The 20,491-nt window shown below is 42.9% G+C and carries 18 protein-coding genes; 12 read left to right on the top strand and 6 right to left on the bottom strand.

Annotation, left to right across the window (positions count from 1 at the left end):
• Window positions 1-3: 3 nt before the first annotated feature.
• From TY87_RS07615 to TY87_RS07640, 6 genes are all read right to left on the bottom strand, one after another.
• On the bottom strand, window positions 4-1,668 hold the full coding sequence (locus TY87_RS07615; protein WP_100186609.1) for a COG3014 family protein: 1,665 nt from the start codon (window positions 1,666-1,668) through the stop codon (window positions 4-6).
• Window positions 1,669-1,929: 261 nt separating this feature from the next.
• Window positions 1,930-2,409 carry a protein-export chaperone SecB gene (secB, locus tag TY87_RS07620; protein WP_072838930.1) on the bottom strand — a complete coding sequence of 160 codons (480 nt, stop codon included), beginning with the start codon at window positions 2,407-2,409 and terminating at the stop codon, window positions 1,930-1,932.
• Window positions 2,410-2,495: 86 nt separating this feature from the next.
• The gene (grxC, locus tag TY87_RS07625; RefSeq protein ID WP_011978545.1) at window positions 2,496-2,747 is read right to left on the bottom strand and encodes a glutaredoxin 3; all 252 of its coding nucleotides are present in this window, start codon (window positions 2,745-2,747) and stop codon (window positions 2,496-2,498) included.
• Window positions 2,748-2,758: 11 nt separating this feature from the next.
• Window positions 2,759-3,178: a rhodanese-like domain-containing protein gene (locus TY87_RS07630; protein WP_072838931.1), complete on the bottom strand. Its 420-nt coding sequence runs from the start codon at window positions 3,176-3,178 to the stop codon at window positions 2,759-2,761.
• Window positions 3,179-3,388: 210 nt separating this feature from the next.
• A complete protein-coding gene (locus TY87_RS07635; RefSeq protein ID WP_100186610.1) occupies window positions 3,389-4,192 on the bottom strand; it encodes a DUF1338 domain-containing protein in 804 nt (267 codons plus the stop codon).
• Between the two features lie 98 nt (window positions 4,193-4,290).
• A complete protein-coding gene (locus TY87_RS07640) occupies window positions 4,291-5,160 on the bottom strand; it encodes a LysR family transcriptional regulator (RefSeq protein WP_100186611.1) in 870 nt (289 codons plus the stop codon).
• A gap of 196 nt (window positions 5,161-5,356) precedes the next feature.
• On the opposite strand from TY87_RS07640, the gene amaB reads away from it, so the two are divergent.
• The 12 genes from amaB (at window position 5,357) to TY87_RS07700 (ending at window position 20,308) form a co-directional block, all read left to right on the top strand.
• Entirely contained in the window at window positions 5,357-6,901 is a 1,545-nt protein-coding gene (gene amaB, locus TY87_RS07645) for an L-piperidine-6-carboxylate dehydrogenase (RefSeq protein WP_100186612.1), read from the top strand.
• Window positions 6,902-7,011: 110 nt separating this feature from the next.
• Window positions 7,012-8,283 (top strand): NAD(P)/FAD-dependent oxidoreductase, encoded by a 1,272-nt coding sequence (locus TY87_RS07650; protein ID WP_100186613.1) that lies wholly within the window; start codon window positions 7,012-7,014, stop codon window positions 8,281-8,283.
• A 224-nt stretch (window positions 8,284-8,507) separates the two neighbouring features.
• Window positions 8,508-9,422 carry a LysR substrate-binding domain-containing protein gene (locus TY87_RS07655; protein ID WP_072838936.1) on the top strand — a complete coding sequence of 305 codons (915 nt, stop codon included), beginning with the start codon at window positions 8,508-8,510 and terminating at the stop codon, window positions 9,420-9,422.
• 155 nt (window positions 9,423-9,577) lie between these two features.
• The gene (gpmI, locus tag TY87_RS07660; RefSeq protein WP_072838937.1) at window positions 9,578-11,107 is read left to right on the top strand and encodes a 2,3-bisphosphoglycerate-independent phosphoglycerate mutase; all 1,530 of its coding nucleotides are present in this window, start codon (window positions 9,578-9,580) and stop codon (window positions 11,105-11,107) included.
• A 7-nt stretch (window positions 11,108-11,114) separates the two neighbouring features.
• Complete coding sequence (locus TY87_RS07665; protein WP_100186614.1) at window positions 11,115-12,254, top strand: murein hydrolase activator EnvC family protein; 1,140 nt, start codon at window positions 11,115-11,117, stop codon at window positions 12,252-12,254.
• A 51-nt stretch (window positions 12,255-12,305) separates the two neighbouring features.
• Window positions 12,306-13,592 carry a S41 family peptidase gene (locus tag TY87_RS07670; protein ID WP_100186615.1) on the top strand — a complete coding sequence of 429 codons (1,287 nt, stop codon included), beginning with the start codon at window positions 12,306-12,308 and terminating at the stop codon, window positions 13,590-13,592.
• 64 nt (window positions 13,593-13,656) lie between these two features.
• Window positions 13,657-14,835 (top strand): divergent polysaccharide deacetylase family protein, encoded by a 1,179-nt coding sequence (locus tag TY87_RS22730; protein WP_232617091.1) that lies wholly within the window; start codon window positions 13,657-13,659, stop codon window positions 14,833-14,835.
• 476 nt (window positions 14,836-15,311) lie between these two features.
• Entirely contained in the window at window positions 15,312-16,424 is a 1,113-nt protein-coding gene (locus tag TY87_RS07680) for a branched-chain amino acid ABC transporter substrate-binding protein (protein ID WP_072838940.1), read from the top strand.
• A 109-nt stretch (window positions 16,425-16,533) separates the two neighbouring features.
• The gene (locus TY87_RS07685; RefSeq protein WP_072838941.1) at window positions 16,534-17,445 is read left to right on the top strand and encodes an ABC transporter permease subunit; all 912 of its coding nucleotides are present in this window, start codon (window positions 16,534-16,536) and stop codon (window positions 17,443-17,445) included.
• Window positions 17,446-18,720 (top strand): high-affinity branched-chain amino acid ABC transporter permease LivM, encoded by a 1,275-nt coding sequence (gene livM, locus TY87_RS07690; RefSeq protein WP_072838942.1) that lies wholly within the window; start codon window positions 17,446-17,448, stop codon window positions 18,718-18,720.
• Entirely contained in the window at window positions 18,717-19,598 is an 882-nt protein-coding gene (locus tag TY87_RS07695; RefSeq protein ID WP_011978559.1) for an ABC transporter ATP-binding protein, read from the top strand. The genes livM and TY87_RS07695 overlap by 4 nt, the downstream gene beginning before the upstream one ends.
• A complete protein-coding gene (locus TY87_RS07700; RefSeq protein WP_072838944.1) occupies window positions 19,595-20,308 on the top strand; it encodes an ABC transporter ATP-binding protein in 714 nt (237 codons plus the stop codon). The genes TY87_RS07695 and TY87_RS07700 overlap by 4 nt, the downstream gene beginning before the upstream one ends.
• Window positions 20,309-20,491: the final 183 nt, after the last annotated feature.

Raw genomic sequence — 20,491 nt, forward strand, 5'->3', positions numbered from 1 at the left:
AATTTAATAAGGGTTGCGTAGATTCCAAAGCTTAATTTTATTGGCTTCTAAGTTGACCTTGCCGAGAGAGAAAGTTTTGTTATTAACCGTGTAGTTAGGGTTGTATTCACCCGGTGCTAATGGTTCACGCGTTAGTCTGACTTGTGCTGGTAGTGTCAGCCAATTACGCGTATCTGCAGCCGATGAGGCAAATACTGCAACTTGTCCAATTAGGTTTAATATCAAAGCTGCATTTTGATCCTGTACGTTTGATGACACTTGATACGCTAACCAGCTGCGTAATAATTCTCTTACTAAGCCTTCGTAAATATCTCGTTGCGCTTGCGCCAGTTGTTCCTGAAAGGCAATGTCAGCAAGGGATGTCATTCGTAGGCTGTTGTTGATAGTGGCTGTTGAGCTATTCATTTGCAGTGTTGGCTGATGTTGATCCAATGTGAAGCGACCATAATACGGCACAGTAACACGTATAGTTTGTTCGGTTAGTAGTTTATCTATCTTAGCTGAAGTGAGTTGTTGCCAAACGGGCCGTCCCAGAATTACACGTTTCGTAAAAATGCCTGAGAAAGTTCCCCATGCGCCACCCGCTTTATAATTGGCGATTAGATTGAGAGGGTTAATATCAGCATAGACCATGGTAAACCAACGGAATGCATCGTTTGCTTCTATCGTTCCCCCACCATGAAGCGGTTCTAATACTAAAGAGTAAGCGCGAGGGTCGGCGTACAATAATACCGTCATTTCCTTTTTATCAGGAATGAAGCCTTGGTGCTCTAAAACGACTAATTCCGCATCGCCTTTATGATATTTCTTGAGTGTTTCTTGCATAGCTGGAGACAGTTTAGTTGTGATTCTTTGATCTATCTCGCTCTGGCTAAAACCGCTTTTTTGCATCATGCGAATTGTATCTAACCAAGCACGATCCGCTGTAGTACTAGGCAAAGCATATTGTTTTGCATAGCCGTCTTCATACAAGTTCGCTGCTTTTTCATAGCTGATACGAGCATCGTCGATTTCGCCATTCATCTCGTATTGCAGCCCTTCCATGTAGCGTGCCCAAGCATCGTCTCTATAGATAAACTTGTCGGTATCTCGTCCACCTGTATAAAAATCACCTAACCAACTTAGCGCCTTCATATAAAAGGCTTGGTTTTCTTTGGCATTAAGGTCTTGGTAGCTGGGAGTTTGTGCTCGAATTTCATTGAGCTTAATATCAATGCGTCGCATTTCGACTAAAGCGGCATCGTTAAGTTCGCGTTTTTTGGCTTTATTGTCTTCTTTTTCCGCTAGAGCAATATAGTTCATCGATTTAAGATAGCTGATGTAAACGCGTTCTATACCGTTACCGCGGTAGTCGCTTTGCCTTGGGTTGCTTAGTAATGCCCAAGAGCGATTGGAAAAATTCTCCGGCAAGAAGGTATCGCTTAATCTTTCTGCTTGCTCCAGTAAGTCGTTACTGCGTTCGAACTCACCTTGATTCTGGGCAAGAGCACCGATTTCCATATAATAAAGCAGCTTGTCTTGGGAGCTGTCTAAAGCGCCTTCTAGTTTGCCTTCAGCCTCTTTCCATTCGCCTTCTTTTGCCAAGCTTAAGCCTGCATCAATATCTTGTTTGTAAGTCGCACATCCCGCTAAAAAACAGATACTTACCCAAATGACAGCCCACTTCACATCAGATTCCTTTTTCTAAAAACTGATTGGCAACAAGTATCGAGAGCAGGATGAAGCAGCCGAGATAAAGTATTAACCAGCGAGCTTTGAGGCAATTCGGACAAGGCTTCTTTTTCTTTTTCATCACAGTTTCCATATATTCTTGCGATACTAAAAGTACTGGTGATACTAAAGTGCGAGCGATATCTATTATGCAATAAAAAAAGGAAGCGCGTAGCCTCCTTTTTCGTAACTTTTAGTCGTTTTTGTCACTCAATATTTTTACTGAGTTGTTTCCGCTTGTTGCTTTTGTAGGCTTTCGATATAAAGCGCATCAAAATTTATTGGAGCAAGCATGATAGCTGGGAAGCTGCCTTTTACTACAACCGCATCGATGTTTTCACGAGCGTATGGAAATAAGGTAGCAGGGCAGAAAGCACCCAAAGCGTGATGTAATTGCTGATCATCAAGACCAGAAATAACAAACAGACCGCCTTGTTGAACTTGGACTAAATAGCCAGTGTTGCCATTGTTTTTAACCGTTACCGTAATTTCCAAAACAACTTCGTAGACATTTTCACCTACTTGACGGCTCTTAGTGTTTAGCTCTAAGCCAACTTCAGGTTTCCATTCTTCTTGGAATATCATTGGTGAACGAGGAGATTCAAAAGAAATATCTTTCAAAAACACACGTTGCATAGAAAGTTGTGGTGTCTGCGCTTCTTGTGTTTGTGCTTCTGGTGTTTCAGCTGTATCGGACATCTTGGTTCCTTTTTTTTAATAATTTCTATATAAAGCGATGAATTCGTTGCTCATTTATACCGTGTGCTTTATTGGAATGCCTATTTCTATGCAAGTAAGGCATCCAATTTTTGCTCGCGTTCAAGGGCATAAAGATCGTCGCATCCACCAACGTGTTGTTCACCAATCCAAATTTGCGGAACGGTGTGGCGGCCACTTTTTTCCATCATTTCTTGTCGTAACTCTCGCTCTCCGTCCACGCGAATTTCGTTAAAGGCAACACCCTTTGCCGTTAACAATTGTTTTGCTCTAACGCAAAAAGGACAGTAATCGCTCGAATAGATAGTGACGGTAGCCATAATTTTATCTCTTATCCTTTAACCAGTGGCAGGTTAGATGATTGCCATTCTGCAATGCCACCTTGAAGTTTGTAAACTTTGCCAAAACCGGCCTTTTTAAGGTCTTTAGCGCTTGCGCCAGACGTTACACCAGATTTGCAAACTATGATTATTGGGGCGTCTTTATGTTTCTCAAGGCGATTCATGTTGTCTTTCATCTTAGTCGCAGGAATATTTAGCGCACCTGTGATGTGGCCAGTGCTGAATTCTTTCTCTGGACGGATATCGACAACGACTGCGTCTTCGCTATTCATCAGGTTAGTTGCAGCAGAAGGTGTAAGCCCTTGCGCGCCGCCTTTGCTTTCAACGAAAAGTAGTGTGGCAAGAATCGCTAAAAAGACAGCGACCATTTCCCAGTGGTTGATAGAAAACTCAATAAGTTGATTTATCATAATCGTAAGGCCCATATTTAAACTGCGAGCATTATACACGGCCTGATGGATCGGTACAGACTCTCAGGCGACTACTTTTGCTCGTCACATCACACAAAGGTTTCTATCATAAAAACATGACAAGGATGTGATGCTCTGATCATTAAATGGTATGGGAAAATAAAAAACGAGCCACTGGAGCTCGTTATATCATACTAATTTACCGATTCGTTATTTAGCGCTGGTCGAATCAAAGATCTTGTCAGCGTTACCTTCGATGAAACTATCGAATAACACACCGTCTGGCATGGTGTGGCGACGAGCAAATTCATAAAAGCAGCTAGGGATGGTTTTTTGTTTGCCATCAGCAAAGCTGTAGTCGACTTTGTCAGCCATAGTGGAAGACTGTTCTAAGAAAGACTCTGGTGAACCTTTGACCAAACCGCCAACTTGGTTTAACGCATAACCTTCGTTTTGAAGTAGTTCGTTTACTTTTTCAATTGTCGGGAATTTCTTCAAGTGATTGATACTTACAGTGAAGTGGTTGGCTTGCAAGCCCATAGTCGATAACCAAGCCGCGTATTCACTGTGCTCTGCTAAAGCAAGATATTCGACTTCCGTTGGTGTTTTCCATAATCTCCCAGCCCAAAAAATAGCTGGTGTTTGCACGGCATTAGCTGGAATTTGTGCGATGAACTTGCCAATTATGTCTTGGCAGTTTGCTGGCAGCTCTTCCACTAAAAGTTCAGATAAAAACACCTTTGGAGAATCTGCATCCGTTTGGTGTTTGTAACAACGGGCTTTAAGGTGTTTGCTCTCGAAGCGAAACGCGCCGTAGGCTTTGTAGCCAATGGCTTCTAATTGCGGTTCCAATTTTTCTAATGAAATTGGCGAATTGTTAAAGGTACGAAAAGCTACGTGATCATTAAGAACGTTTTCACCATGGCTTTTAAACAGTTCTTGGATGCGCTGAGCTTGCGGTGTTATGTCTGTATAGTGATCCCACAAAGACGCGAAAAAATCATTTGGTGTCATAAGGTTTCCTGCAATAGTGTTAGGTCGATGTAAGGTACTTTAGTGCAGTGATCAGTCTTAAAGCAAAAGGTAAAAACGCACGTTGTGATGCGTAAAAGTTATGCGAGCCGTATTTCGGTCGGATTTTTGTTAATGAATAGTTGCTGCTTAGCCGTCAGGATTGTATTAATCAGATGAGCAGGAAAACTGCGCTCTTTCTTGTGAGCCAAACCAACCACGCGTTTCAATTTCACATCGTTTAAAGGGCGTAAACACAGGTCGCTGCGGCCTCGCGAAGAGTGTTCTGGAATGAGCGAAATCCCCAATCCAGCGGCAACCAAATCTAACGCGTACTCTTCCGTTTTCACTTGAGCGCGAACATCTGTAGTGAGTTCTTGTTTTTGCATCAAGTAGTTCCAAGATTCCAAAATGTCGCATGGTGTACGAGAAATGAAAGGTTGCTTGTCTATTTGTTTAATTGATAGCGAAGGGAAATCTGCCAGCCAGTGATCCAATGGCATAGCAATCACATAGTCGTCTTCCCAAAGTGGATAAAATACATCTTCTTCTGTGGTGTAACGATGGCAAGTAAAACGCAGATCGGCACTTTCTGATTCATCGACTAGCTTTAAGGTGAGCCCGTGAACTTCGTCTAGCATAGTTTTGATTACTTGGCTGATTAGCGAGCCAGATAAAAAAGGGGTCAAAGATATAGATAGAGCGAGCGGTGCCGGTGTGTCGGTAAATAAGCTGCGCATGGCGCTTAGGTCGCTGACCATTTTGCAGGCATGTGGATAAAGTTGCGAGCCGCTATCGGTTGGAGACACGCCTTTTGAATGGCGAACAAAAAGCTTCGTACCTAGGTCATCTTCTAATTGTGCGACCGTTGTAGATATGGATGGTTGTGCCACGAAGCAGCGTTTAGCGGCTGCACTTAGGCTGCGTTCTTCGTAAACGGCAATAAAGTAACGTAATGATCGAATATCCATCTGTATGCTCTTTTAAAAGGCGGCTCTTGTGAAGATTGTCTCTGGGCTCCTTTCTAATATACCTATAGGGTTGATATCTTGCTATAGGTAAAAACTAGACCACTAGCAGGAAAACGGTATTTCTCATTCTAGCCTGAGCTGGTTATGGTGGTGGAAGTTAAATTTATACATACATAAATAAATCTTAGAGGTTCATATGTCACTTACTTGCTTAGAAACACTTGGTGTCAATACCCTAAAACAGGGGGATACTTTTTATAGCGTATTAACAGGTAATACGGTTGCTTTGGGTGAAGGCAGTACTTTTTCCGCTCATAGCCCAATCGATGGTGCGACGTTGTCTACCTTTTACAACGCAACACCTGCACAGCTAGACAAAGTAAATGCTGAACTAAAAGACGCATTTAAAGTATTACGTACTATTCCTGCGCCACGTCGCGGTGAATTGGTTCGTCGTATTGGTGATGAAGCGCGCAAGTACAAAAATGAGTTGGCGCAAGTGATCTCTTTGGAAGCAGGAAAAATTCTTCCTGAAGCCTTGGGTGAAGTACAAGAATGGATTGACGTATGTGATTTCGCTGTCGGCCAATCTCGTATGCTACACGGTTTGTCTATCGTATCTGAGCGTCCTGGCCATCGTATGATGGAGCAATGGCATCCACTAGGTCCTGTTGCTGTCATCACAGCATTTAACTTTCCTATGGCGGTTTGGGCTTGGAATGCCATGCTGGGTCTTGTTTGTGGTGATCCAATTCTACTAAAACCTTCTGAAAAAGCGCCGTTGTGTGCCTTGGCTATGTACCAAATCGCGCAAAACGTCATTGCTGATATGCCTGATATCCCTAAAGCGGCTGTGTCTGTGATGATTGGTGATCGTGATTTGGGTGAAGCGATTGCGGCAAGCGAGACTTTCCCACTTGTTTCTGCAACCGGTTCTACTCTAATGGGTCGTGCTGTGGCGAAAACAGTAGCAGGTCGTTTAGGTCGTTCTTTGTTAGAGCTTGGCGGTAACAACGCGATGATCGTCTCTGATACAGCAGATCTGGATCTTGCGCTTCGTGCGATTGTTTTCTCTGCGGCTGGTACGGCTGGTCAGCGTTGTACAACATTGCGTCGTTTGATTACTCATGAATCTATTGTTGATGGTTTGGTTGAGCGTTTGGCGAAATCTTACGGCTCGCTTCGCGTTGGTAGCCCAATCGTTGAAGGTAATTTGGTTGGTCCACTAATCGACGAAGGCAGCTTCAACCGTATGCAAGCGGCTCTAGAAACCGCGAAAAAACAAGGCGGCGAAATTGTTTGCGGTGGCGAACGTGTCACTGAAGGCGTTCCTGCTGGTGGTTTCTATGTTCGTCCTGCGATTGTTCGTATTGCTCATGATGCGCCAATCGTTCATGAAGAAACCTTTGCGCCTATCATGTATGTTTTGACTTACAAAACATTTGAAGAAGCGATTGAAATTCAAAACGAAGTGCCACAAGGTTTGTCTTCTGCCGTTTTCACTGAAAGCATGCGTGAAGCAGAATTGTTTATGTCTCCAGCAGGTTCTGACTGTGGCATTGCCAACGTTAACATTGGTACGTCTGGTGCCGAGATTGGTGGTGCGTTTGGTGGTGAAAAAGAAACGGGCGGCGGTCGTGAGTCTGGTTCTGATGCGTGGAGAAACTACATGCGTCGCACCACAAATACAGTGAACTACGGTGGTGATTTGCCGTTGGCTCAAGGTATTGTTTTTGAATAATTTTGGCTTATAGCGTTCGCTTTATATAGCGAATGCGTTTAATTGAGAATAAATAGGCGAGATTTTCTCGCCTATTTACGTTTTGACCAATGTCCCTATGAGGTCATCTTATGTCTGATAAAATCTGCAATTCTTTATGGCGTGCAAGCTCTCCAGATGCGCCAGTGTTAGCGCCTTTAGAAGGGCGTGTCGATGTTGAAGTCGTTATTGTTGGTGCTGGTTTTACTGGTCTTTCTGCCGCTTTGCATCTAGCCAAATTTGGTATTTCTGTTGCCGTAATTGAAGCGCAAGAAGTTGGCTTTGGTGGATCAGGGCGTAATGTTGGCCTAGCAAATGCTGGTGTCTGGCTAGAACCGGATCAGCTGGATAAAACCATCGGAGCTGAAGCTGGCAGTATTATGTATAAGGCTTTGGCGGCCGCTCCAGATTTCGTTTATGGCTTAATTAAAGAATACGATATTCAGTGCGAGCCAGTTCGTAATGGGACCTTGCACGCAGGCGTTGGCAAAACCGGTTTGGCTCAATTACAGCGTCGTTATGAGCAAATGAAGAAACGCGGTGCGCCAGTTCAGTTGCTTGATGCCGCAGAAGCGCAAGCTCGTATTGGCTCTAGCAAATTTAACTCCGCATTGTTTGATCCAAGAGCTGGTACCATCCAGCCTTTGGCTTATGCTCGTGGATTGGCTCACGCAGCGCTAAAAGAAGGCGCTAAACTTTTTGATCAATCGCCAGTGAGTAAAATCGAACCTGCCGAAGATGGTTGGGTTTTGCACACAGAAAAAGGTCAAGTACATGCTGAAAAAGTGATTCTCGCGACTAATGCCTACAGTGAGTTTGGTGTTAAGGAGCAAGCACGTAAGTTTGTACCAATCTTTTATTCTCAATTGGCGACAAAGCCGTTAAGTGACGCGCAATTGGCTAGTGTGTTACCAAATAAAGAAGGCGTTTGGGATACTTGTACTGTGATGAGTTCTTTTCGCTTGGATAAACAAGGCCGCTTAGTTTTTGGTGGTATGGGCGGCGAGGGCAGCGTGTTGTCGAACTGGGCAACCCAGCGTGTCACGGAATTGTTCCCGATTTTAAGTAAGGTTGAGTGGGATTATTGCTGGACCGGAAAAATTGCTTACAGCGAAGATCATTTGCCCCATTGCCAACAGTTACAAAAAGGCTTGTTTAGTGTCGCAGGCTACAGCGGTCGAGGTATTGGACCAGGAACTGTGGTCGGTGCGGAGCTGGCAGAATGGCTTTCGGGGCGAAGAGAAAACTTGTCCATTCCAACCACTGTACTTAGAGATATATCATTTCGTGAATTGAGACGTTTGTTTTATGAGGTGGGTGCTCATACCTATCACCTTGGGCAGCAGTCGCACGCTTTGGATTAGAATGACAATTGCGCTTCGTCAATACTTTGTTAAAAATGGTCTTGGCTTCGCTCGTGACATCAAGCACAGGTCTCGTTAGTTTGACAGTAGAGTAAGTTTACTGCGATTAATGACCACGCCAAAACGCATCGTTATGGTGCGTTTTTTATTTTACTGGTTGGGAATGAGAGTGATATAGGATACAGTTATCGCCTTCCAGTTTTTTGCTAATGAGTAACGTCTACATGCGCCGTTATATCCCATCGTCAACCGCGTTAAAATGTTTCGAGGCCTCGGTAAGGCATCTAAGTTTTACCAAGGCGGCGGAAGAGCTACATCTTACCCAAAGTGCCGTTAGTCGGCAGATTCGTAATCTAGAAGAATTCTTGTCGCGAGATTTATTTATTCGTCTCAATAAACGCTTGGTATTAACCGGAACGGGGGCGGCTTATTACAAAGAAGTGGTACCGTTACTTGATGGCATGGAAAACGCCTGTTTACGCATGCTGCATCGAGAAGATGAAAAAACCACGCTTACCATATCCGCTTTGCCCACCTTGGCCTCTTACTGGTTGATGCCGCTACTTGCTGAATTTCAAACCGCTCACCCACAATTTCAAATTAAAGTGCGCTCATTAGATGATGCCGCGAAGATCGATCCTGAAAGCATTGATATAATATTGCACTATGGCGGTGATCATTGGCCTCGTGCCATTTCTCATCAACTAATGAAAGAAAGTGTGGTTGCAGTTTGTTCTCCAACATTATTGGCTCGTATCGGAGACAAAGCAGCGGACGCGTGGACGGTCGAAGATGTGACCGCATTTCCATTTTTGCATTTGTCATCCCGAATTAACGCATGGCCGGATTGGATGGTAGCGCAAGGGTTGGAAAGTGGTTCTTTTGCTGGCGCTTCCTTTGCGCATTTTCATATGTTGCTTGAGGCGGCTAAAAACAGCATGGGCATTGCTATTATGCCAACCATACTGGCGGGGCGCAGTTTACAAAATGGCGAGCTGGTGGCGCCTTTCGGTAAAGCTGTTTCGACACCTCATGAGTATCTTTTGTCTTATCCTGTCGACAAGGCGGATCTTGAACAAGTGGTGATTTTTCGAGATTGGTTATTGGCAAAACGTAATGAGTCATTAGCTTCTTGTTAAACCCTTTTTAGGAAAGTACCAACAAGTAAAATAGTCGTAAAAAGCCCTCTATTAGTGAAATTAATAGTCTGAATAGGAACGCTAGTCTGTAACTAAATTACAAGCCTGTGATAGTATCGAGGCATTATCATGATCAATTTACGGGATAGATTAACATGAACAAAAAAACCACAGCCCTCTTTATCCTTGATGGATGGGGATACAGCGAAACGTCTAAATCCAATGCGATTGCTGCAGCAAACACGCCTAACTGGGACGCACTTTGGAATAATCAGCCTCATACTTTAATTAAAACGTCTGGTCTTGCGGTGGGGTTACCCGAAGGTCAAATGGGTAATTCTGAAGTAGGCCACATGAATTTAGGTGCCGGTCGTGTTGTTTATCAAAACTTTACTCGTATCGGTAAAGCTATTGAAGACGGGTCTTTTTTTGAAAACGAAGCCCTTGTTCATGCGGTTGATAAAGCTGTTAGCGCGGGCAAAGCCGTTCACATTTTAGGTTTGTTGTCTGATGGTGGTGTTCATAGTCATCATGAGCAAATCATGGCGATGTGCGAATTAGCGGCAAAACGTGGTGCGAAAGCAGTTTATGTTCATGGCTTTACAGATGGCCGTGATACGCCGCCTCGTTCTGCTAAAACACCAACGGCTGAGTTGGAAGCTAAGCTTGCTGAACTAGGCGTAGGTAAAATCGCTACCTTAACGGGCCGCTATTTTGCAATGGACCGTGATAATCGTTGGGACCGAGTGCAAACCGCTTACGATGCTATTGTTCTAGGTAAAGGCGAGTTCCATGCTGACACCGCTGAAGGCGCTATTCAAGCTGCCTATGATCGTGACGAAAATGACGAATTTGTAAAAGCTACTATCGTTGGTGAGTCTGCTCCAGTACAAGATGGCGATGCGATTATTTTTGCTAACTTCCGTCCTGATCGTGCGCGTCAGTTAACTCGTGCTTTCACCGATGCTGACTTTGATGGTTTCACTCGCGCTGTTTATCCGAAACTGGCGTCTTTTGTTACTTTCACTGAGTTTGCTTCTGACATTAAAGCTGATGTGGCGTTTCCGCCAATTGCTTTAACGAATACTTTAGGTGAAGTGCTAGCGAAGCATGGTAAAAAACAATTACGTATTGCTGAAACCGAAAAATACGCTCACGTAACCTTTTTCTTTAATGGTGGCGAAGAAGCTCTGTTTGATGGCGAAGAGCGTGAGCTAATTCCATCACCAAATGTGGCAACTTACGACTTGAAACCAGAAATGAGCGCGCCAGAAGTGACTGATAAGCTAGTGGAAGTGATCGAAGCGGGTAAATACGACACTATTATCTGTAACTTTGCTAATGGTGACATGGTTGGTCACAGTGGCATTTTTGAAGCAGCAGTTAAAGCAGTTGAAGCGGTTGATGCTTGTCTAGGTCGAATCATTGAAGCCTTGAAAGTGAATGGCGGCCAATGTTTGATTACAGCTGACCATGGTAACGTCGAACAAATGTTAAGTGATGATGGTGCTCAGCCTTTAACGTCTCATACTATTGGGCCTGTGCCTTTGGTTTTGTTCTCTCCGACTCAAGGTTTAGGCATTAAAGAAGGTGCACTGTGTGACCTTGCTCCTACCTTGCTAGACATGATGGGAATGGATAAACCTGCTGAGATGACAGGTGTGAGCTTGCTTACGCGAGCATGAGGCAAGAATGATCTTATTATCCCGCTGTCTTCTCTTAAGTTTGTTTTTGCTGTCCAGCTTTGGCTGGGCGGCAGGTGAACCACAAACTCCGGAGGAGGCCAAACAGCAGATTCAGGCTTTACAGAAAGACCTGCAAAAGCTTAATAGCTGGTTGAAAGATATTAAGTCTGAGCGATCTGATGTGGAAAAGCAGCTTGAAGTCAAAGAGAAAGACATTCAGGAGTTGCTTAAAAAAATTCAGAATATTCAGGAAAGCTTAAAAAAAGGTGAAAAGCAGCTGGGAGAATTGAGAGTACAGCAGCGGACACTTCAATTAAGCATTCAACAACAAAATGAACAAATAGCCGCCCAACTAAGGGCGGTTTATCGTTCCGGCAATGAAGAAAGCATCAAGTTATTATTAAATGGTGACAGCTCCGAAGAAGCTCAGCGTTTGGTGCAGTATAATCGTTATTTTTCCAATGCTAGGCAGTCGCTTATTAATGGTTTTGTGACGGAAGTTAGTGATTTGAATTTGGTTGAAAAAAGTATTCGTAGTCACCGAGCGCAGCAAGCCAAAGAAGAAATCGAATTAAAAGCAGAACGCAGTCGTTTAACTGGGCAACAAGCCGATCGACGTAATTTATTAGCTAAATTAGACAGTGATTTGGCCAAGGGTGATAAACGCTCTAAACAATTAGCTCAGGATCAGAAAAATCTACAGGATATGTTAAAACGTCTTGAAGAGGCGCTTGCTGACATACAGATTCCAGATCAAGATGTACCTTTTTCATCGCAGCGCGGTAAGTTGGTTCGTCCGTTAAAAACGCTCACCGAATTATCGTCTAATGGCAGCATAAATTTAGGTGGTGTTACATTACGTGCCAAAGAAGGCGAACCTGTGCATGCTATATTCTCTGGTCGAGTGGTGTTTTCTGACTGGATGCGTGGTTTTGGATTTTTACTTATTTTAGACCATGGTGATGGTTACATGTCATTATACGGTTACAACCAAAGTCTACTTAAAGAAGTTGGTGAATGGGTGGGGGCAAACGATACAGTTGCCATGGTTGGCAGCACAGGTGGTCGTCCTGATCCAGCGTTGTTTTTTGCAATTAGGCATAATGGTACGCCATTAAAACCACTTTCTTGGGTGAACGCTGGGTAATTTATATTACAAACTTAGTCTGCAGCCAGTAAAAAAGTCATAGGAAGAAACATGATCAATATTTTGCGTCAACGAATCCCCTTTTTATTTATGGTGTTATTGGTTCAGCCTGCTTTTTCTGCACAGCTTCCTGCCGATACTAAAGAACAGTCTAAGTTACCTACCGCTGAAATTCAGTCTTTTGTTGAAACCTTTGAGACCATTCGGGAAGGTTATGTTGAGGTTATGTCTGATCAAGACATTCTTCATAAAGCATTGAAAGGTATGGTATCGGGTCTTGATCCGCATTCTGAATATTTTACCAAAGAAGAATTAGTCGATTTTAACGAGCTTACTTCTGGAAATTATGCCGGTATTGGCGTTGAAGTTGAGATGAAAGATAAACGTCTTACGATCGTAACGCCTGTTGATGGTTCTGCTGCAGCAGAAGCAGGGATTTTACCTGGTGATGTGATTGTTAAAATTGATAATACCTTGATTACAGATTTAGGTATGAAAGATATTGTGACACTGATGCGTGGTGAAATTGGCTCTACTGTGACACTCGATATCGAGCGGGGTGGCGAGCTAAAGCATTATGAGTTAACGCGCCGTTTAGTAGAAGACGCAAGTGTTACTGATAAATGGTTAGGTGATGGAATTGCGTATTTTCGCATTAGTCAGTTCCAAGGCGATAGTGCGTTAGAATTTTACCAAGCCATTGATAAGCTGAATAAAGAAGGTAAAATTCAAGGGGTCGTTTTAGACCTTCGTAATAATCCCGGTGGCGTTTTACAAAGTGCTGTTGGGGTAGTGGATGCCTTTATAGATAAAGGCATGATTGTTTATACAAATGGTCGTCATGAATTGTCTAAAACCCAGTTTACCGCGACAGAGAAAAACACCAAATTTGGTAATGTACCTGTTGTAGTATTGGTTAATGAAGGTTCGGCATCGGCCTCAGAGATTGTTGCTGGTGCTTTGCAAGATCATCAACGTGCAGTGATTTTAGGTGCAGAAACCTTTGGTAAAGGCTCTGTTCAAACGGTCGTTCCTCTGTCTAATGGTGATGCCGTCAAGTTAACAACCGCCTTATATTACACGCCCAATGGCCGTTCTATCCAAGCTCAAGGTATTACACCTGATCTGGTGGTACCTCAGGCGACTTTGACTTTTGAAAAGGGACAGTTTTTTGTCAAAGAGGCAGAGTTAAAAGGACATTTAGGCAATGGAACGGGTGGTGAAGAGCGTACCAGCGCAGATGTAAAATCTGATATTGGCGAGTTAGCAAAAACGGATTTTCAGCTATTTCAAGCGGTTACTATTCTGAAAACGCTACCTAAGCTAGCACAGAAATAGTAAAAATTTTTGATGAACATATATTTTGGTAAAAGCTCGCTTGTTTGATTTTAAGAAATTCGTAGTGTTTGTATTTTGTCTGCACGCCCTTCTAGGGTGTGCAGATGAATTAAGTCGTACTCTTGATCGTTCAGAAGATGTTGTCATAAGTAATGTTGAGATAGCTGTTCTTGAGGATGATCAAGTTACAGAGAAAGATAACGAGACTTTTTTTGAAGAGCCCGTAGTCCTCCCAGTGCATTTGGGGCCTCTTTTAGCACCGCAAAAAAAAGAAGCTACAAATGCATCCAGCTATTCAATAGGGTCCTATTTTCCTGTTTTGTCTGATGATGCTGTAGCTTCTGATAGCGCTGTATCAGCCAGTTCCTCACAATCCCAACCCCTGTTGGAAACAGCTGAACCATGGTCTCCTGCGATTGTGCCTTTTCTAGATGCTCCTATTGATCGCGAGTCTAAGTATGTCAACCCCCTGACTAAACCAGAACAGTCTCATGAATCTTCTAAAAAAGAGGTAGTTCCAGCTAAAAAATTAGCGGTTGATTCACACCCTAAAATGCCAAGAATCGCTATTTTGATCGATGATCTAGGTTATAACCGTCAGGGCATGGATTCCTCTTTAATGTTACCTACCGAAGTTGCATTGGCGATTTTACCTAGTACGCCTTTTGCTACTCAGACAGCACTAACTGCGCAGAAACAAAAACGTATTACCCTATTACATGCGCCGATGGAAAATCAACGTGAGTTGAAGCTTGGTCCAGGTGGATTGTATGCCAAGATGACTGAACATGAATTAAAAGCGACATTGAGCAAAGACTTAGATGGTTTGCCAGGCATACAAGGTGTAAACAATCATATGGGTAGTTTGCTAACGACTAAAGCTGACTCGATGAAATGGGTAATGGAAACGCTTAAAGGGCGTTCACTCTTTTTTATAGACAGTCTTACTAGTCCCAAAAGTGTGGCCAAAAAAACAGCTCAAGAATACGGCTTAGATACTGTCAGCCGAGATGTATTTTTGGATAATATTCGCACCGAACAAGCGATAGATAAGCAGTTTTCTCGTTTGTTAAAGCTGGCAAGACAGCATGGAAGTGCTTTGGCTATTGGGCATCCTTATCCAGAAACTATGGCTTATCTTAAAAAGCGTCTTAATCATTTGGAGCAGGATGGCGTTCGCTTAGTTCGTCTTTCGGACCTGTTAACTACTTCCCCTTCAGTGCTTACTCCTAGCGAGCAATAAAGTAGAAAGCTCTGGTTTTTAACAAAACCGGAGCTTTTTGATAAAAAAACCGATTTTTTAATAATTCATTTTTTGGTTTTTTGTACTAAATTATAGAGTACTTACCACCATTCGTAATGGCTTTAACATGTCCATTATGCTCACTGATATCCATCTTCCAATATTTTGCTCCTGCTTAGTGCAGAGATCTTTCTTTATCAGTACAAAAAACTACATAAATAAAAATTTATAGTGATTAATTTTGCTATTTTTTGGGAATATAGAATTTCAACTAAGCTAATTACATTATTTATACGCACTACTATTGACCAAAGTTTAGTCTGATATTAATGTGTAGCATTATAAAGGTGCACAATTTTTGAATAATTGCTGTGAAAGTTCCATTATTAATGCCTTTTCTTTAGGGTTTAATTGTTGGAACGCTTCTTGCTTTTGAATAATAACGATAAAACACAAAACGAGTAGAGGCTTTTCTTATGTCAAATGCGGTTGTTAGAAAAACATTAATTTCTCTTGCTATTGCTAGTGCTGCGACACTTGCGCAAGCAGATGTGGTCATCGGTGTTGCAGGTCCCCACACTGGGGCTTATGCGGCTTTCGGTGAGCAATTATGGAAAGGGGCTGAAAAAGCAGCTGCAGACATTAATGCTGCAGGTGGTGTTAATGGCGAAATGATTAAACTAGTAAAAGCGGATGATGCTTGTGAACCAAAACAAGCTGTATCTGTAGCTAACCGTTTAGTGGATTCTGATGGTGCTCTTGCTGTCGTTGGTCACTTCTGTTCATCTTCTTCTATTCCTGCTTCAAAAATCTACGAAGAAGCTGGTGTTATTATGGTAACGCCTGCATCAACTAACCCAACCCTTACAGATCAAGGTTTGCCAAACGTTTTCCGCGTATGTGGTCGTGATGATCAGCAAGGTGATGTGGCAGCAAGCTATATTGTGGATAAATTAAAAGCAAAACGTGTTGCTGTTATTCATGATAAAGACACTTATGGTAAAGGTCTTGCTGATGCCATGAAGTCAACTCTTAACTCTTATGGAGTTAAAGAAGTAATGTACGAAGGTTTGACTCGTGGCGAGAAAGATTTTAACGCCTTGATTACAAAAATTCGTTCTGTAGATGCTGATGTTGTGTATTTCGGTGGTCTTCACTCTGAAGCTGGTCCACTTGTTCGTCAGTTGCGTGAACAAGGTTCTAAAGCAATCTTCATCTCAGGTGACGGTATCGTATCTGATGAGTTTGTTTCTGTTGCCGGTTCTCCTAAATATGTAGATGGTGTACTGATGACATTTGGTGCGCCACCAACGTCTTACCCATCTGGTAAAAAAGTCATCCAAGAGTTCCGCGACGGTGGTTATGAGCCAGAAGGTTACACTCTGTACTCTTACACTGCGATGCAAGTTGCTGTTGCAGCGTTGGCTAATAACAATTTAGATCCTATAAAAGGCGCTAAATGGTTGAAGACTCATTCTGTTGATACGGTAATGGGTAAGAAAGATTTCGATGATAAGGGTGACTTGACTGTTTCTGACTACGTTATGTATGAGTGGGATGCTCAAGGTAAATATCACGTAGTAGAATAATTTTCTTTTACTTCTAACATTTCTGTAATAACCGACACATATTTACCAGCCAAGGATTGTGCTGGTAAATATGTTCTCTCTACTAAAAAAATTCCCACGAGGTCTTACGATGGATATCGTTCTCCAGCAGCTGGTAAACGGTCTTACCCTTGGTTCTGTTTATGGACTCATTGCGATCGGTTACACCATGGTGTATGGCATTATCGGCATGATTAACTTCGCTCATGGCGACGTTTACATGGTGTCAGCTTATATCACCGCTATTGCTCTAGCTCTTTTAACTTTTTTCGGTATCGAATCTTTTCCTATTATTCTTGTCGGCACGCTGTTTCTTACTGTTGCCGTCACTGGCGCATATGGGTGGGTTATTGAACGTATCGCATATCGTCCATTGCGAAGCTCTAGTCGTTTGTCTGTATTGATTTCTGCAATTGGTATGTCACTGATTTTGCAAAACTATGTACAGCTTAGTCAGGGTGCTAACCAACAAGGTGTGCCGACTCTTTTAACCGGTGCATTGCGTTTCCACGTAGGTGATGGATTTGTGCAGATCACTTATATGAAATTGTTAATTTTGTTTATTTCCATTTTAGGCATGGGTGTACTTACCTATGTTATCCAAAAAACAAAACTGGGTCGTATGTGTCGAGCGACTCAGCAAGACCGAAAAATGGCCTCTATTTTGGGCATAGATACTGACAAAGTTATCTCAACCGTTTTCGTTATTGGTGCCGTGATGGCGGCATTAGCTGGTGTGTTGGTTACCCTAGATTACGGCGCATTTGATTTTTATGTTGGTTTTATTATTGGTATTAAAGCCTTTACCGCGGCAGTGTTGGGTGGTATTGGGTCTTTACCTGGAGCCATGTTAGGTGGGCTAATTCTTGGATTGTCCGAGGCTTTGTTTGCTGGGTTAATTAGTTCTGATTACAAAGATGTATTTTCATTCTCTTTGTTAGTTCTCATTTTGATTATTCGCCCAAGTGGCCTTCTCGGCAAACCTGAAGTGGAGAAAGTATAAATGAGCCAAGCTGTAGGAATAAATTTTAAGAAAAGTAGTATTGATGCCCTTATTGCCGGTTTTATGGCTCTTGTTCTATTCGGACCAATTGTCGGTGTTGTACTAGATGGTTATGGTTTTAATACGGAATTTGTACGAGTGGCTTGGATGGTCGCTGCTGTTGCTGTTGGTCGTTTTATTATGTCTAGCTTTTTTCAGACAGAAAAAGGCATTGCTATGGCTTTTCGTTATGCTAATAACGATGAAGGCGTAGAAGTTCTCAAGCCTGGACATAAGTCAAAAATGGTCTGGATCATTCCTTTGGTGATAGCAATTGGCCTATTGGTGCCTTTTATCGCATCAAAATATGTCCTTACTGTTGTTATTCTTGGTTTGATATACGTATTACTAGGTCTTGGTCTTAATATTGTTGTCGGCTTGGCTGGCTTGTTAGATTTGGGTTTTGTTGGTTTCTATGCCATCGGGGCTTATGGTCTAGCATTGGGTTATGAAAACCTTGGGCTTGGCTTCTGGTCAATGTTGCCTATTGCAGCACTAATGGCTGCGGTTGCAGGTGCCATTTTAGGCTTCCCTGTGTTGCGAATGCACGGTGACTATTTGGCGATTGTTACGCTAGGTTTTGGGGAAATAATTCGTCTTATTCTGACTAACTGGGCGTCTTTTACTCACGGACCAAACGGTGTTTCAGCACCATTGCCAACATTCTTTGGATTGGAGTTTAAGCGTCGATCCAGTGATGGGCAAACCTTCCACGAGTTTTTCAATATTCCTTATGATTCCGCTTACAAATACATGTTTATTTATATCGTGTTGTTCGCGGTTGTTTGGGCTGTGCTTTTTATCAAACATCGTTTGGTAAAAATGCCAATTGGTCGTGCCTGGGAAGCGCTTCGTGAAGATGAAATAGCTTGTCGCTCATTAGGTTTAAACCATGTATTGGTGAAACTTTCTGCCTTTATGTTAGGTGCATCAACTGGTGGCTTAGCAGGCGTGTTTTTTGCAACCTACCAAGGCTTCGTAAATCCATCTTCGTTTACTTTCTTCGAATCGGCTTTGATTTTGGCTATCGTGGTGCTGGGTGGTATGGGTTCTACATTAGGTGTCGTAATTGCCGCTTTCTGTTTGACTGTATTGCCTGAAGTGTTAAGGGAGTTCGCAGAATATCGTGTATTGATGTTTGGTATTTTGATGGTAGTGATGATGATTTGGAAACCTCGAGGTATTGTTCGTGTTACTCGAACAGGTTTTGCTGCGAGAAAAGGGGTGGTTAAATGAACCAAGAAAATATTTTAGCTGTTGAAAACTTGGTGATGCACTTTGGTGGTATTAAAGCGCTGAATGATGTGACCTTTGATATTAAACGCGGTTCTGTTTCGGCTCTGATTGGGCCAAACGGGGCAGGTAAAACCACAGTGTTTAACTGCCTAACGGGTTTCTATAAAGCGACTGGAGGCAAGATTCTTTTGTCGGCTGGCGGCAAAGAGACCAGCATTATTAAAGTACTTGGCGAACCTTTCCAAGTGACAGACTTTATTTCTCCATTCGCTTTTTTTGCTCGTCTTAAGTACAAAATGTTTGGCGGATCACACCTTGTAAACCGTGCTGGTTTATCTCGAACATTTCAGAATATTCGTTTATTCAAAGAAATGTCGGTGGTTGAGAACTTACTGGTTGCTCAGCATATGCGCGTTAACCGTAGCTTGATTGCTGGTATTTTGAATACAAAAGCCTATAGAAAGGCCGAAGAAGAAGCTTTAGAACGCGTATTTTATTGGTTGGGTGTTGTGGATCTTGTGGATTCAGCTAACCGCTTGGCTGGGGAGCTTTCTTATGGTCAGCAGCGTCGTTTAGAAATTGCCCGTGCTATGTGTACCAATCCTGAGATCGTTTGCCTGGATGAACCTGCAGCAGGTTTGAACCCGTCTGAAACCGAAGCCTTGACCAAGATGATTCGTGTGTTGCGTGATGAGCACAATACGACAGTGTTATTGATCGAGCACGATATGGGGATGGTTATGGATATCTCTGATTACATCGTTGTGTTGGATCATGGTGAAGTTATAGCAAAAGGTGGTCCAGATGACATTAAGAGTAATCCTAAGGTTATTGCGGCTTACCTTGGTGCAGAAGAAGGTGAGGAGGTAACGCTATGACTACATTGATGGAATTTAAAGACGTAGACGTTCATTACGGCCCCATTCAAGCTTTGAAAAAAGTCTCTTTGACGGTAACGGAAGGTGAAATTGTTACCTTAATCGGAGCAAATGGCGCAGGTAAATCTACCTTGTTGATGTCTATTTTTGGGCAGCCGCGTATTTCTTCTGGTGAGATTATTTATCGAGGCGAAGATATTTCGCAAAAATCGGCTCACTATGTGGCATCGCATGGCTTGGCTCAATCGCCAGAAGGTCGCCGTATCTTTCCTAGTATGTCAGTAGAAGAGAATTTGCTGATGGGGACGATTCCAATCGGTATGGATCATGCTGAAGAAGACATGCAGCATATGTTTGAGTTATTCCCTCGGCTGTTGGAGCGTCGTAATCAGCGTGCTTCAACTATGTCTGGTGGTGAACAGCAAATGTTGGCTATTGCGCGTGCCTTGATGAGTCGCCCAAAATTGCTTTTGTTGGATGAGCCTAGTCTAGGTTTGGCGCCAATTATCGTTAAGCAAATCTTTCAGATCTTGAAAGATGTGGCAAGTACGGGGATGACAATCTTCTTGGTAGAGCAGAATGCCAATCATGCGCTGAAACTGGCTAACCGTGGCTATGTAATGGTGAATGGTGAGATACGTATGACTGGAACAGGTGCTGAGTTATTGGTTAACCCAGAAGTGCGTGAAGCCTATCTAGGCGGTCACTAGAAGCAATATTTAACTACAGGCGCTTGGTTATAAGCGCAGATAAATCAAAGCGGCGTTTCATTTATACAAAAATGAATCGCCGCTTTTTTATTGCTGTGGATAAAAAAGACGCTTTTGCATAGGAAGTTCGCTTAACGTCGTAGTTTAAACTGTCTTTGAGCTATTTTTCGTAGGCTCTGATGG

Origin of the sequence: Marinomonas sp. BSi20584 (genome assembly GCF_002792415.1) — a bacterium.
Classification (GTDB): Bacteria; Pseudomonadota; Gammaproteobacteria; order Pseudomonadales; family Marinomonadaceae; genus Marinomonas; species Marinomonas polaris.

What these genes read in the sequence shown, in the direction of transcription:
- secB (WP_072838930.1), bottom strand. Translation starts at nt 2,409, where the DNA reads ATGTCCGATACAGCTGAAACACCAGAAGCACAAACACAAGAAGCGCAG.
- grxC (WP_011978545.1), bottom strand. Translation starts at nt 2,747, where the DNA reads ATGGCTACCGTCACTATCTATTCGAGCGATTACTGTCCTTTTTGCGTT.
- TY87_RS07630 (WP_072838931.1), bottom strand. Translation starts at nt 3,178, where the DNA reads ATGATAAATCAACTTATTGAGTTTTCTATCAACCACTGGGAAATGGTC.
- TY87_RS07635 (WP_100186610.1), bottom strand. Translation starts at nt 4,192, where the DNA reads ATGACACCAAATGATTTTTTCGCGTCTTTGTGGGATCACTATACAGAC.
- TY87_RS07640 (WP_100186611.1), bottom strand. Translation starts at nt 5,160, where the DNA reads ATGGATATTCGATCATTACGTTACTTTATTGCCGTTTACGAAGAACGC.
- amaB (WP_100186612.1), top strand. Translation starts at nt 5,357, where the DNA reads ATGTCACTTACTTGCTTAGAAACACTTGGTGTCAATACCCTAAAACAG.
- TY87_RS07650 (WP_100186613.1), top strand. Translation starts at nt 7,012, where the DNA reads ATGTCTGATAAAATCTGCAATTCTTTATGGCGTGCAAGCTCTCCAGAT.
- TY87_RS07655 (WP_072838936.1), top strand. Translation starts at nt 8,508, where the DNA reads ATGCGCCGTTATATCCCATCGTCAACCGCGTTAAAATGTTTCGAGGCC.
- gpmI (WP_072838937.1), top strand. Translation starts at nt 9,578, where the DNA reads ATGAACAAAAAAACCACAGCCCTCTTTATCCTTGATGGATGGGGATAC.
- TY87_RS07665 (WP_100186614.1), top strand. Translation starts at nt 11,115, where the DNA reads ATGATCTTATTATCCCGCTGTCTTCTCTTAAGTTTGTTTTTGCTGTCC.
- TY87_RS07670 (WP_100186615.1), top strand. Translation starts at nt 12,306, where the DNA reads ATGATCAATATTTTGCGTCAACGAATCCCCTTTTTATTTATGGTGTTA.
- TY87_RS07680 (WP_072838940.1), top strand. Translation starts at nt 15,312, where the DNA reads ATGTCAAATGCGGTTGTTAGAAAAACATTAATTTCTCTTGCTATTGCT.
- TY87_RS07685 (WP_072838941.1), top strand. Translation starts at nt 16,534, where the DNA reads ATGGATATCGTTCTCCAGCAGCTGGTAAACGGTCTTACCCTTGGTTCT.
- livM (WP_072838942.1), top strand. Translation starts at nt 17,446, where the DNA reads ATGAGCCAAGCTGTAGGAATAAATTTTAAGAAAAGTAGTATTGATGCC.
- TY87_RS07695 (WP_011978559.1), top strand. Translation starts at nt 18,717, where the DNA reads ATGAACCAAGAAAATATTTTAGCTGTTGAAAACTTGGTGATGCACTTT.
- TY87_RS07700 (WP_072838944.1), top strand. Translation starts at nt 19,595, where the DNA reads ATGACTACATTGATGGAATTTAAAGACGTAGACGTTCATTACGGCCCC.